Genomic DNA, 13,564 nt, shown 5'->3' on the forward strand with positions numbered 1-13,564 from the left:
TCATCTCAGTAATCTGCACACTTCAAACGCGCCTGTCGCCAAGCAGGCGCGTACTGCTTTAGTGCGTGCTCACGCTGTCCAGTGACTTGTCGACGTACGCCTGGGCGAGTTCTGCCAGGTGCACGAGCGACAACACTAAGTGGCGCTGATGCCCGCTCAAACCATTCCCCGCCTCAATCGCCGAGGCGCCCAGGCAGCGCAATAAGTCTGACGCTTGGGCCAAAGCCGCTTCTGAATTAACGCTATCAGGGATTGCATACGCGGACGAGTCCGCGTGGCGAGAGGGCTTTTGGTCGAGCAGGTAAAAATCCAGCGCGCGATTAGCGGCGACACGATCGAGCGACAGCTCATGGCTCGCAGCAGCTTCTGGGGTTAAAGCAGGTGGGTCAGGTACGATTTTTTTCATGGTTACAACTCCGGATACAGCATAAGGGAGCTATCACCGTTCGCTACTAAACGAATTAAGGTGGTAGCCGTACGCAGGTTAGTAGACCGGTGTATCCGGAACCCGGCGCGCTCGAGAACGCCCTGCGCACGGCCACCATAAAATCGAGAGCGAAAAAATACGCCTCAACGAGGTGGCGGTATGCGCCGGATTACAAACCGAGCTACTAAACCCGACTGCTGTTTTTTTCAGCAGTGGGCCGAGACTAGTGCCCGATGTTGGCCGACGCAAGCGCGCGAGATTTTCTAGGATGTTTCGTCGGATTGAAAGGGAAACGTCGTACGAAATGCCTGATTTTGCGCAGGTGGCCGCTCCAAAATCATGAGATGGAACTAGTCTTTTTAACGGACACTACGGGGCACCTTCTATTTTTCTGCTGGCGTTCGCTCCGTCAAACCGGTGCCGTTATTTGTAACAGTAGTGAGATAGGTTTGAGTTCCGGCATATCGCTGTTTTTTGGCTAGAAGGCCCGCCGTTAGCGGGTTGCAGGGCGGCAGGCGCGGCCGCAATGCGATTGAGGGGCTATCGCGTCAATTTCAAAATTTCCGATATGTCAAAATAATGACGAATAGAATGTTTTTTTTTAATTGGATCCCAGATTTAAGGTCTGACATATTCAAAATATTGACGATGCCATACTGATGGCCTACCTTGAAGCTATCGATGTGGCGTGCAGATGTCCTTTAATAAAAAGCTAGCGTCACGGGAATTCTCTATGAACCGTACAGATGACATATCGAGTCTTTTCAGCAGATTCGGAGCAAGTGCTGGTAGTTATCACGAGTTCGAAAGTCAGATCGATTACAAAGAGAATCCTCCTGCCCCAGAGCCGGAAAAAGCCCCGGCCAGCCCTGAAGTTGCGGTGACTACTGAAGTAGTCGCAGACAGTGCTGAAGCGCCGCTCAGCGAACCCCTTGTTTCAATCGAGCCTGTCGCTTCAATGCTGGAGCACCCCGTCAGCGAGCCAGAGCCTGAGCCCGTGCCGGTCGCCGAGGCAGAGCAAAATCTGGCATACCCTGTTGACGCTCAACTCGTTCCACCCACCTCGCAACCCCTTATTACACAGCCATCTCTGACGGTTTTGCCTGCTGCACCCAACCGTTTGCGCAATCTGCTCGCCGAGGTGGTTCAGGCTCGTGAGGTTGAGGCGCAGGCGCTGGCAGAAGAGGCAGTGCGCCAAGAGGCTGCGCGGGGTCGTCCGGCCAAGTGCAAGGCGCATGTTGTGGTGGTGGTGTCGCTCAAGGGCGGTGTCGGTAAAACCACGTTGGCGGCCGGACTGGCCAGCCGTTTGCGCCTGGAGGACGGCCGCACCCTGGCCATCGATCTGGACCCGCAAAACGCGTTGCACTATCAGCTTGGCGTCGAACACGGCGAGTCCGGCATCGGCAGCCTGAACGGGGCAGGGCACTCCTGGCATGACAGGCTGCAACCCGGCTTTGATGGCGCCTTGTTGCTGGCCTACGGCGTGTTGGGCGACGACGAACATCACGCATTGACGCATGCCATGCACGAAGACCACCACTGGCTGGCTCGCCAGTTGGACCACATGGACTTGGCTGCAAACGATGTGGTGCTCATAGACACTCCGACCGGTTCTACAGCGTCACTGGCGCAAGCCCTGGACGTGGCCGACGAAGTGATTGTGGTCACCACGGCCGATGCGGCCAGCTTCAACACACTGGACCCGATCGATCGCCTGCTGAATGCGCCCCATGCCCGCGCCGCGTCTTCACATTGCACCTATGTGGTGAATCAGTTCGACGTCAGCCGTGAGTTTTCACGGGACATGCTTGAGGTGTTCAAACGCCGCCTTGGGCAGCAGTTGATCGCGGTCGTGCCTCTGGACAATACCCTGGGTGAAGCGCTGGCCTACGGACGCAACCCCATGTCGGCGGCCGAGCCTTCGCCAGCGAGTGAGGGCGTGTTGCAGCTTGCAGAACAACTCAAGGCCCGGTTCAAAGCCTCGCGTGCTCAAGGGGTTGAAGCCCAGTGATAACGACCACTCCAGAAGCCGATGCGGCCGCCCCGCCAACCCGCACTCAGCGTTGGGCCCAGGCGATATCTGATCGCATTGAACAGTGGCCGTCCGGGCTGCGTCACGTACTGGGCCTGGGCGTGACGCTGTTATGCGTGATGCTGGGCATCTTAATCATCATTACGCCGTTTGAGTTTTATGCGCAGTGCATGTTCGCCGTGGGCTGTTTCGCGGTGGCGCTGGTGTTGCGCAAGATTCCGGGGCGCCTGACAGTGTTGATCCTCATCGGCCTGTCACTCACCGCTTCGCTGCGTTACATGTACTGGCGCGTCACGGCGACACTGGACTTTGAAAGCTGGCTCGACATTGCGTTTGGTTACGGTCTGGTGCTGGCCGAACTGTATGCCCTGGCGGTGCTGGTGTTCGGCTACCTGCAAACGGCCTGGCCGCTGCGTCGCCAGCCGGTGCTGCTCAAGGGGCCGCCCAGCGAGTGGCCGGTTGTCGATGTGTTTATTCCGACCTACAACGAAGCGCTGGATATCGTAAAGCTGACGATTTTTGCAGCTCAAGCCATGGACTGGCCCAAGGACAAGCTGCGCGTTCATGTGCTCGACGACGGCAATCGCAAAGACTTCCGTGAGTTCTGCGAGCAGATCAACGTCGGCTACATCACCCGTGACAATAACCGTCACGCCAAAGCCGGCAATCTAAACGAAGCCTTGAAGGTGACCAGCGGCGAGTACGTGGCCTTTTTCGATGCCGATCACGTGCCAACCCGCTCGTTCCTGCAAATCAGCATTGGCTGGTTTTTGAAAGACCCCAAGCTTGCGATGTTGCAGACCCCGCACTTCTTCTTTTCACCGGACCCGTTTGAAAAAAACCTCAACACCTTCCGCTCGGTGCCTAACGAAGGGGAGTTGTTTTACGGCCTGGTGCAAGACGGTAACGACCTGTGGAACGCGACCTTTTTCTGTGGTTCTTGTGCGGTATTGCGCCGTGACCCGCTGCTTGAAGTGGGCGGCGTCGCGGTAGAAACCGTGACCGAAGACGCCCACACCGCGCTAAAACTCAACCGCGCGGGCTACAACACGGCGTATCTGGCGATTCCGCAGGCAGCAGGGCTGGCCACCGAAAGTTTGTCCCGCCATATCAGCCAGCGGGTGCGCTGGGCGCGGGGCATGGCGCAGATCTTTCGCACCGACAACCCGTTGTTCGGCAAGGGCTTAAAGCTGGGCCAACGGCTGTGCTACCTCAACGCCATGCTGCACTTTTTCTACGGTTTGCCGCGCTTGGTGTTCTTGACCGCACCGCTGGCGTACCTGTTTTTTGGTGCGCAAATTTTCCATGCCACCGGCTTGATGATCATGGCGTATGCGTTACCGCATATTTTCCATGCGGCGTTGACCAACTCGGCGATTCAGGGGCGCTTTCGCCACTCGTTCTGGAACGAGGTGTACGAGACGGTTCTGGCCTGGTACATCATGGGGCCGGTGCTGATGGCGCTGGTCAAACCCAAGTTCGGCGGCTTCAACGTGACCAGCAAGGGCGGGATCATCGATCAGACCTTCTTCGACTGGAAGCTGGCCCGTCCTTATATCGTGCTGCTGGCCATCAACCTGGCCGGGATGATTTTCGGCTTTGTGCAGTTGGCAGTGGGCAGCGAGGGGGCGGTCGTTACCTTGCTGATCAACCTGGTGTGGACGGTCTACAACCTGATCATCACCAGTGCGGCCGTGGCGGTTGCCAGTGAAACCCGCCAGGTACGTTCTGAGCCTCGGGTGGCTGCTGTCATGCCTGCGCTCATGACCTTGCCTGATGGCAGCGTCATCGAAGGCGTGACTCAAGACTTCTCGCAAAAAGGCATGGGCCTGCGTCTACCCGAGGGCGTCAGCGCCCCCCAAGGCGCGCGGGTGCAGATCTCGCTGTTTCGCAACGATCAGGCGAGCGTGTTCCCGGCCATCATTGTGTTCAGCCGTGGCGGATTGCTGGGTTTGCAGTTTGACCACTTGAGTTTGCGTCAGCAAAGCGAACTGGTTCGTCTGACGTTTTCACGTGCCGATACCTGGGCTTCAACCTGGGGCCATGGCGAAATCGATACGCCTTTGGTGGCTTTGCGTGCCGTTACCCGCATCGGTTGGCGCGGTTTTACCGCACTGTTCAAAGCCACGCTTATGGAACTACGAAACGCCGTTGCGCGTCGTCGTGTCGCCCCATCCACTCTAGAAAACGTATTGGACAAATGATGAATTCAAAGCCTTTCGCTTTCAGTAATCTGCGCGACCCGCGTCGTGCACTGGCAGGCCTGACCTGTGCCTGGCTGGCGTTGAGTGGCGGCACGGCGTACGCCGAGACGGCCGCTGCGCCGGCGGCTCCTGCGGCCACCCCCAATAGCTACACCGTGACGCTCAAGCAACTGGGGCGCAATTACCCCATGACCTTGCGCGGTGTGGACTCAACCGACAGCGTCAGCTTTAACGTGCGCGCCGACTCGATTGTCACGGGCGCCAAGTTGAACCTGCAGTACGCCTATTCGCCTTCGTTGCTGGCCGACCTGTCGCAAATCAACGTGCTGATCAATGACGAAGTGGCGGCGAGCCTGCCGCTGCCTAAAGACAAGGCCGGGCAACCGCAGCAGCAAACCATCGATATTCCTCCGCACCTGATCACTGAGTTCAACCGTTTGAGCTTGCAGTTCATCGGGCACTACACCATGAGTTGCGAGGACCCGCAGCACTCCAGCTTGTGGGCCAAGATCAACAACGGCACCAACTTGACCCTCGATGTGTCACCGCTGCCGTTGCCCAATGATTTGTCGATTTTACCGTTGCCCTTTTTTGATCGTCGTGACGCGCGGCCATTGGAGCTGCCATTTGTTTTTGCCGCCTCACCGGACAACACCACGCTGGAAGCGGCCGGTGCGTTGTCTTCCTGGTTCGGTGCACTGTCCAGCTATCGCGGTGCGCGGTTCTCTTCCAGCTTCAACCAGATCCCTACAAGCGGTAACGCCGTGGTATTGCTCAGCGGCCAGGGTGACTTGCAACTGGACGGCGTGACACTGCCAGCGGCCAAGGGCCCGAGCGTGAGCATCATCACTAACCCCAACGACCCCAACGGCAAGTTGTTGCTCATTACCGGGCGTGACAGTGCCGAACTCAAGCGGGCCGCTACGGCGTTAGTGCTGGGCAGCCAGGCGTTGTCGGGCAACGGCGTGGTGATCGATAACCTGACGGTGGTGCAGCCACGCAAGCCTTACGACGCGCCAAACTGGTTGCCGACAGACCGCAAGGTCAAGCTCGGCGAGCTGCTGCCAGAACAACAGTTCAATGTCTCCGGTTACAACCCGGGCGACATCGTGGTGCCGCTGAACTTTCCGCCAGACCTGTTCACCTGGCGCGATAGCGGGGCCCCGCTGGACCTCAAATACCGTTACACCCCGCAAGAAAAATCCAACAACTCGTCGTTTATCGTCAGCTTTAACGATGCGCTGATTCAGTCGCAAAGCCTGCCCTCCGAGGAAAAACTCGACAGCAGCGTGCTGAGCACTCTTAAAAGCAACAACGGCAACCTTGATCGCGAACTGAGCGTGCGCCTGCCGCTTAACTCGGTAGCCCTGCAATCACGTCTGCAACTGCGCTACATGTTTGATTACATCAAGCAGGGCGAATGCCGCGACATTATCATCGACAACATGCGCGGCTCCATCGACCCTGAGTCGACCCTGGACCTGACCGGCTACGACCATTTCATCGCGATGCCTAACCTGGGTGTGTTCAAAGACGCCGGTTTCCCGTTCACCCGCATGGCTGACCTGTCAGAAACCGCGGTGGTGCTGCCTGACCACCCTGGCATTCCTGAACTGAATGCATTCCTGACCGTGCTCGGCCGTTTTGGCCAGTCCACCGGCTACCCGGCGGTGGGTGTGCAAGTGATCGAAGCCGACAAAGTGGCGGGCGCTGCCGACAAAGACCTGCTGGTGTTTGCCTCGGGCAACAACCAGCCGTTGCTGTCGCTGTGGGCCGATCGCTTGCCGGCTTACGATGCCGACGGCCAGCAGAAATTCCATCTGTCTGACCTGCCGATGCGCGTGCGTGACTGGTTCAGCCCGGACCCGGAAGCCAACGTGCGTAAAACCAAACTGGCCATGGCGTTCTCCGGTGGTGCGCGCAGCACTTACCTGACGGGTTTTGAGTCGCCACTTAAAAGTGGTCGCAGCGTGGTGGTGATCGCGGGTGGCGGCCCAGAAGGTCTGGCGGATGCGACCAACGCCCTGATTGGCGGGGAGGATTACACCCAGTCGGTCCAGGGCAGCCTGGTGGTGGTGCGCGACAAAGCCGTTGAAGCGCTGGTGGCTGACGAGGATTACTACGTTGGCAACCTGGGCACGATCAAATACCTGCAATGGTTGATGTCGCGCCATGTGCTGTGGGTGCTGGTGCTGACCGGCCTGGGCGTGGTGGTGCTCAGCGGGCTGGCTTACCTGGCATTGCGTGCGCGTGCCAACAAGCGTCTTAAAGAGTAGCGCCCAGTGCTTTTCGTGACGGGTGTGAGTGTTGTGCGAGCCCGCTTTCGGGGTGGCCTGCTGTGTGCGTTGCTGTTGACCTGGCTGCTGCCGGTTACCGCGCGCGCAGAGGCTTGCAGTGTGCCGCCCTGGCCGCTTTGGCAAACATTCGTTGAGCACTTTGTGCAGCCTGACGGCCGGGTGATGGACGCCAGCACGCCGCAGCGTCACAGCTCTTCAGAGGGGCAGTCGTACGCCATGTTCTTTGCGCTGGTGGCGGATGATCGCGAGACCTTTGAAAAACTGTGGCGCTGGAGCGTGAATAACCTCGCCCAGGGCGACATCAAAACCCATTTGCCGGGTTGGTTCTGGGGCCTGGACGAGCACGGTGAATGGGTGTTGCTGGACAGCAACTCGGCGTCTGATGGCGACCTGTGGTTTGCCTATGCCCTGCTGGAGGCCGGGCGGCTCTGGCACCGCATGGATTACACCGAAGACGGTCGGCATCTGCTGCACAACATCGCCGCCCAAGAGGTTGCCACCTTGCCGGGCCTTGGCAAGATGCTGCTGCCGGGCAAGTTCGGCTTTATCAAACCGGATCCGGCCAGCCCTGATCAGTGGCAGCTAAACCCCAGCTACATGCCGATTCCGGTACTGCGACGCTTTGCTGAGGTCGATCCCAAAGGTCCATGGGCGGACATCGCCAAGAACACCGCCACCCTGATCAAAGCCGTTTCTCACAACGGCTTTGTCGCGGATTGGGTGACTTATCGCGCCACCGGCGCCAAAACCGGCGAGTTCGTGACCGACCCTACCAAGGGTGATTTGGGCAGCTATGACGCCATTCGCACCTATATGTGGGCCGGGCTGATGCCGGCCCGTGACCGGTTGCGCAAACCCTTGCTCACACACCTGAATGGCATGTTGCAGACCACCACCGAAGACGGCGTGCCCCCGGAAAAAGTTCAGGTCACCACCGGCGAGCGCAGCGGGGCAGGGCCATTTGGTTTCTCGGCGGCGTTGCTGCCGTACCTCAAAGCGCTGGGCAAGACTACGCTGCAAAAAGAGCAGGCCGTGCGTGTGGAGCAACTCATGGCGCAAAGCCTGACGCCTGAAGCGGTCAAGCTGGCACAGCCGCCGTACTACTTCTTTGTATTGAGCCTGTTTTCGTTGGGCTATATGGACAACCGCTACCACTTCCTGGATGACGGGAAGTTGCAACCGATGTGGGAGACAACATGTCCGCGCGCCACCACGCCGTAGCCTTCGGGATACTTGCAGCACTGATTAACAGCAGCAGTTTTGCCGCGCTCAATGACGCTGGCAAGGCACTGCTTGAGCAGGGTAAATACTGGCAGACCCAAGACGACCCGGCCCGGGCCACGGAGGTCTGGAAAAAGCTGCTGTTGATCGACCCGCAACAAGTGGACGCGTTATACGGCCTGGGCCTGCTGGAACTCAAGGCCAAGCGTGTGACCGGCGCGAGCAATTACCTGGCGCAGTTGAAGCAGTCCCATCCCGGTGATCCACTGACCTTGCAACTGGAGCAAGCCATTGCCCTGCAAGCCGGTAAAAACCCGGACCTGCTGGATCAGGCGCGCACTCAGGCCCGTAGCGGCGAGCTGGAAAAATCGGTGGCGTTGTACCGGCAGGCGTTTGCCGGCAAGCCGCCGCAAGGTGAGCTGGCGCTGGAGTTCTACAACTACCTGAGCTACACCGCTGGCGGCGCCAATGAAGCCCGTCAGGGGCTGGAGCGCTTGCTGCAACAGAACCCGAACAACGCCAAGGCCAAGCTAGTACTGGCCAAATTGCTGATTCGCAATGAAGGCACCCGTCCTGAAGGTTTGCAGCGCCTTGCGCAGCTGTCGACGCTGCCTGAACTGGGCGGTGAAGCCACCGAAAGCTGGCGCCAGGGGCTGGTCTGGCTGGGCACCCCACGCCCTTCGGACATCCCTTTGTTTGAGGCTTATCTCAAGGCCAACCCGAACGACAGCGAGATCCGCACGCAAATGCTCAGCCGTCCCAAAGCGGGTAGCACGGCCAACATGAACCCCAACCTGGCGCGCGGCTACAAGGCGCTGCAAAACAACCAGCTCAACGTCGCTGAACAAGCGTTTCTGGCACGCCTCAAAGAGCAGCCGCAAGACTCCGACGCCTTGGGCGGCCTCGGTCTGGTGCGTCAGCGTCAGGGCCGTTTGAGTGACGCCAATGAGTTGCTGGGCCGGGCCGCTGCCCGCGGTTCCGACAAGCGCTGGCAGTCGGCGCTGGACGGTAACCGCTACTGGAGCCTGCTGGGTCAGGCCGACAAAGCGCGGGCCAGTCAAGACTTGCCACGGGCGCGCAGCCTGTTGCAGCAAGCCATCGCCAGCAAGCCGCGTCAGGCCGAAGGCTATATTGCGCTGGGCGGGGTACAGGCTGAACAAAACCAGTTGACCAATGCCGAGGCCAGCTATCGTCAGGCCCTTAGCCTGGACAACGACAACCCGGATGCGTTGCTCGGGTTGATCACCGTGATGGCGCAAAACGGTCAGGCCAGCCAGGCCATGCAGATGGTCGAGCGCATGACCCCGGCCCAGCAACAGCGTTTGGGCGACTTGCGTCCGTTGAAAGCCGCGGTAGCGGTGGGCAAGGCCAAAAATGCGGCGCGCAGTGGTGATCTCAAGGGTGCGATCGCGGCGCAGCAAGAAGCCATCCGCAATGATCCGGGCAATGCCTGGACGCACTACGACCTGGCACTGTATTACCTGCAAGCCAAGACCCCGGACAAGGCCCGGCAAACCATGGCCGATGCGCTCAAGGCCAACCCGCAAGACCCCGAGGTCTTGTACGCGAGTGCCTTGCTGTCGAGCCAATTGGGCGAATGGTCGGCCGCGCAAAGCACGCTGGATCGCATCCCTGTGAGTCAGCGCACGGCGCCAATGCAGCAACTGGCCAGCGAAGCGCAGATGCAAGCGCTGGTCACCCAGGCGGCGACGCTGGCCAAGCAGGGCGACCGTGAGCAAGCGCTGACCTTGTTGCGCCGCGCTGAACTGGCCGCCAACGGCAAGCCGCAATCCATCGGCATGTTGGCCTCGGCGTATGTCGATGCGGGTTATCCGGATCACGCTTTGTCGATGCTGCGCAACGCCATTGCGCAGAGCACTAATCCGCCCGCGTCGTTGCGCCTGGCGTATGCCGGTGTGCTGCTCAAAACCGGCGATGACGCCAAGGTTAACCAGTTGCTGCACCAATTGCAGAGCCAGCCTTTGACCGCGGCGGATCAGCGTACCTACGACGAACTGCTGTTTTTGTACACCGTGCGTCAGGCTGACGTACTGCGGGAGAAAGGCGATTTGGTCGCGGCTTACGACACCCTGGCCCCGGCATTGGCCCAACGGCCGAACGACCCATTGGCCAACGGCGCACTGGCGCGCATGTACCTGGCCAATGGCGACAGCGCCAAAGCCATCGCACTGTACAAGCCCTTGTTGCGGGCCGCGCCTGATGACCCGCAATTGCAGATCGGCATGGCCCAGGCCTTGAACAAGTCGGGTGACAAGAGCGGGGCCGCCGCTGCGGCGGACAAAGCCCTGGAACTGGCGCCCAACGATGCACAGATCCTCGCCAGTGCGGCGGGTATCTTCCGCGCCCAAGGCAAAAACGCCAAGGCTCAGGATCTGTACACCCGCGCCTTGGCATTGCAGGCGCCGCCCAAGCAAGACACCAATCCCTTCGCGAAAACCGCTGTGGCCGCCAACCCGTTTGTGGGGGCAGAGGGGCAGCGTCGCCAGTCACGTTTGGCCCAGGGCAGCGTGCCGCTGATTCCCGAGCCTGTACAGGAGCAACTGGCCGCGCCCGACGAAGACATCGCTGCGCCCGTGCCGGTGTACGCGGGCAATACCCGTAATCCAGCGCGTATCGCGCCGAGTGTCAGCAGTGGCGGGTATGCCGTGTCTGAGTTCGGCGATGATTACGTTGCGCCACGCCGAGTCGCTTCAGCCCCGGTCAGCGACCCGCAAGAAGAAGCGCGTCAGGCGATGCAAACGGCCTTGACCGAGATCAAACAGGAGCGCAGCCCGCGTATCACCCAAGGGGTGGCCATTCGCAGTAACGACAGCGAGTCGGGCCTGAGCAAAATGACCGACGTGGAAGCGCCGCTGGAGATCAGCTTGCCGGTGGGCGATGACCGTGTTGCCTTGCGTGTGACCCCGGTGTCGCTGAACGCAGGCAGCGTCGGTGACTCGGCCAAAAACCGCTTTGGCGGCCCTAATGCCGCTCAGATCGCTGCGGTGCAAACCGTGCTGGCAGCCCCCGACCCAACCCCGGCAGCGCTGGCCGCAGCCAGTGGGGTGAATGGTTCGGCCGGTCGGCAAAAGGACTCAGGCGTGGGTGTGGCGGTGGGCTATGAGATGCCTTCGCAAGGGCTAAAGGCCGACATCGGTGTCAGCCCGCTGGGCTTTCTGTACAGCACGCCAGTGGGGGGCGTGAGCATTGATCGCGCGGTGAGCGAGGACAGTAACGTGCGTTACGGGGCGAGTTTGTCGCGCCGCTCGGTGAACGACAGCCTGGTGTCTTTTGCCGGTGCCAAAGATGCGCGCAGCGGCCTCAAGTGGGGCGGCGTGACCGCCAACGGCGGGCGCGTGCAACTGGGTTACGACAACGGTGACTACGGCGCGTACGGTTACGCGGGCCTTTACAAACTGCTGGGCAACAACGTCAAGGACAACACCCGTGCCGAAGGCGGCGCCGGTATTTACTGGTACCTGCTTCGAGATGAAGAGCGCCAGTTGACGGCCGGCCTTGGCGCCACGGCGCTGAAGTACGACAACAACCAGGACAACTTCACCTACGGCAGTGGCGGCTACTTCAGCCCGCAAAACTACTTCTCCATCGGCGTGCCGGTGAGCTGGTCGCAACGCGCGGATCGCTGGAGCTACACGCTGCGCGGCTCGGTGGGCCTGCAACACATCGAGCAGGACTCGGCCAAGTACTTCGCCAACGACGGCGCCATGCAGGCATCGCTGGAGCAGGCTTCGGCGGCTTATGCCGCTGCCGGCTCATCGTTGCAGACCAAATCTTCAGGCCAGAACAAAAACGGGATCGGCTACAACCTCGGCGCGGCCGCCGAGTACCGTTTGGGCAGCAATATGATTTTGGGGGGCAGCTTTGGCATGGACAACGCCCAGGACTACAAGCAGTGGACCGGTGGCTTGTACCTGCGCTACACGCTCGAAGATTTCACCGGGCGCATGCCGATGCCGGTCAATCCTTACCTTTCCCCATATTCGAACTAATGTGCAGGAGCTAGACCGTGGCAGCATCTCTTTTGGCGGGCATGACAATTCTAATGATCGGCGACAGCCACTTGGCGACGCCGGGGTATTTGATTACGTCGTTGCATGAAGACCTTGTGGCCCAGGGGGCCAAAGTACACACCCTGGGCATTTGCGGCTCCAATGCCGGTGATTGGCTCAAAGCCTCCCCGGCGGGGCAGTGCGGGGCTGCCGAGCGTAAGGACGGCGGCAAGGTGGTGGTGTTGAGTGACAAGACCGCGACTACCCCCATCAGTGAGTTGATCGCTGCGGATAAGCCGGACCTGGTGCTGGTTGTACTGGGCGACACCATGGCGGGCTACGACAAACCGCAATTCCCTAAAACCTGGGCCTGGCAGCAGACCACCGACCTGGCCAAAGCGATTGCTGCAACGGGCAAGCGTTGCGTCTGGGTGGGGCCGAACTGGGGTTCTGTGGGCGCTCAATACAAAAAGACCCCGGAGCGGGTCAAGCAAGTGGCGGGTTTCCTGGCGGCCAACGTCGCGCCTTGTGATTACATCGACTCCTTGAAGTTTTCGGTTCCCGGGCAAAAAGAGTGGGCAACAGTCGACGGCCAACACATGACCGCGCCTGGCTACAAGCTCTGGGGTGACGCTATCGACAAAGCGTTGCTGGACACGCCTGCGGTCAAGGGGCTGAAAAAATGAGCAAGCACTTTTCGGCGCTAATGGCCGGGCCGGTGTTGGTATGCAGCGCCCTGGCAAATGCTGCGCCTGCGCTCTACGCCACCGGCCCGGCTGAAGACTCGGCATTCATACGCTTCGTCAACGCCAGCCCTGCGCCGCTGGAGGTGGTTGCTCAGCCTGGGCAGGCGCCGCTGCGTCTGGAGACGGCGCAGCCGGTGTCGCTGTTGTTTCCCGTGAACTCCAGCAAACCGGTCAAGGGCGCGCTGGTCAGTGGCGGGCAGAAGTTGCCCATCGATTTGAAGATCGAGCCCAGTGAGTTTGTGACGGTGTTTGCAGTGCCGGATGGCGCGGGTATTCAGCAGGCGGTGGTGCGCGAACCCGAGAATGACTTCAACGCTTTAAAGGCATCGCTGGCGTTTTTTAACGTTGATGCGTCATGTGCCGATGCCGCGCTGCTTGCTGCAGGCCGTAACGCTGAGTTGTTCAAGTCTGTACCGGTCAACACCGCCCAGCGCCGCCTGATCAATCCGGTGCAATTGTCGGTGCAACTGGTGTGCGCGAACGCCAATGTCGGCGCTGCGCTGGATCTGGGCCAACTCAAGGCGGGCGAGCGTTACAGCGTGATGGTGGTGCCGTCTGCCAGCGGGCCGCGGTTGTTGCACGCAACGGATACTGTACTTAAATCCAACTGATCGGATTGTGCCGCCG

8 protein-coding genes are annotated in these 13,564 nt (G+C 60.2%); 7 read left to right on the plus strand and 1 reads right to left on the minus strand.

The window, feature by feature from the left end; all coding sequences use genetic code 11:
- Nucleotides 1-58: 58 nt before the first annotated feature.
- Nucleotides 59-406 (minus strand): DUF6124 family protein, encoded by a 348-nt coding sequence (locus GHO32_RS19855; protein WP_153336210.1) that lies wholly within the window; start codon nt 404-406, stop codon nt 59-61.
- 901 nt (nt 407-1,307) lie between these two features.
- On the opposite strand from GHO32_RS19855, the gene bcsQ reads away from it, so the two are divergent.
- From bcsQ to GHO32_RS19890, 7 genes are read left to right on the plus strand one after another with little or no spacing between them, the layout of a single operon-like run.
- Nucleotides 1,308-2,438: a cellulose biosynthesis protein BcsQ gene (bcsQ, locus tag GHO32_RS19860; RefSeq protein WP_372239830.1), complete on the plus strand. Its 1,131-nt coding sequence runs from the start codon at nt 1,308-1,310 to the stop codon at nt 2,436-2,438.
- Nucleotides 2,435-4,663: a UDP-forming cellulose synthase catalytic subunit gene (gene bcsA, locus GHO32_RS19865; RefSeq protein ID WP_368668404.1), complete on the plus strand. Its 2,229-nt coding sequence runs from the start codon at nt 2,435-2,437 to the stop codon at nt 4,661-4,663. Before bcsQ ends, bcsA begins: the two co-directional genes overlap by 4 nt.
- The gene (gene bcsB / locus GHO32_RS19870; RefSeq protein WP_153338168.1) at nt 4,663-6,939 is read left to right on the plus strand and encodes a cellulose biosynthesis cyclic di-GMP-binding regulatory protein BcsB; all 2,277 of its coding nucleotides are present in this window, start codon (nt 4,663-4,665) and stop codon (nt 6,937-6,939) included. The genes bcsA and bcsB overlap by 1 nt, the downstream gene beginning before the upstream one ends.
- A 6-nt stretch (nt 6,940-6,945) precedes the next feature.
- The gene (bcsZ, locus tag GHO32_RS19875) at nt 6,946-8,181 is read left to right on the plus strand and encodes a cellulose synthase complex periplasmic endoglucanase BcsZ (RefSeq protein ID WP_371924485.1); all 1,236 of its coding nucleotides are present in this window, start codon (nt 6,946-6,948) and stop codon (nt 8,179-8,181) included.
- Complete coding sequence (locus tag GHO32_RS19880; protein WP_153335636.1) at nt 8,157-12,191, plus strand: cellulose biosynthesis protein BcsC; 4,035 nt, start codon at nt 8,157-8,159, stop codon at nt 12,189-12,191. Before bcsZ ends, GHO32_RS19880 begins: the two co-directional genes overlap by 25 nt.
- Nucleotides 12,192-12,244: 53 nt before the next feature.
- Nucleotides 12,245-12,877 carry an SGNH/GDSL hydrolase family protein gene (locus tag GHO32_RS19885; protein WP_153335656.1) on the plus strand — a complete coding sequence of 211 codons (633 nt, stop codon included), beginning with the start codon at nt 12,245-12,247 and terminating at the stop codon, nt 12,875-12,877.
- A 20-nt stretch (nt 12,878-12,897) separates the two neighbouring features.
- Nucleotides 12,898-13,548: an alginate O-acetyltransferase AlgF gene (locus GHO32_RS19890; protein WP_256665497.1), complete on the plus strand. Its 651-nt coding sequence runs from the start codon at nt 12,898-12,900 to the stop codon at nt 13,546-13,548.
- Nucleotides 13,549-13,564: the final 16 nt, after the last annotated feature.

The organism is Pseudomonas sp. FSL R10-2189 (genome assembly GCF_009600325.1).
GTDB classification, from domain to species: domain Bacteria; phylum Pseudomonadota; class Gammaproteobacteria; order Pseudomonadales; family Pseudomonadaceae; genus Aquipseudomonas; species Aquipseudomonas helleri.

Coding starts and splice junctions, on each gene's coding strand:
- bcsB (WP_153338168.1), top strand. CDS start 4,663: ATGAATTCAAAGCCTTTCGCTTTCAGTAATCTGCGCGACCCGCGTCGT.
- GHO32_RS19880 (WP_153335636.1), top strand. CDS start 8,157: ATGTCCGCGCGCCACCACGCCGTAGCCTTCGGGATACTTGCAGCACTG.
- GHO32_RS19855 (WP_153336210.1), bottom strand. CDS start 406: ATGAAAAAAATCGTACCTGACCCACCTGCTTTAACCCCAGAAGCTGCT.
- GHO32_RS19890 (WP_256665497.1), top strand. CDS start 12,898: ATGGCCGGGCCGGTGTTGGTATGCAGCGCCCTGGCAAATGCTGCGCCT.
- GHO32_RS19885 (WP_153335656.1), top strand. CDS start 12,245: ATGATCGGCGACAGCCACTTGGCGACGCCGGGGTATTTGATTACGTCG.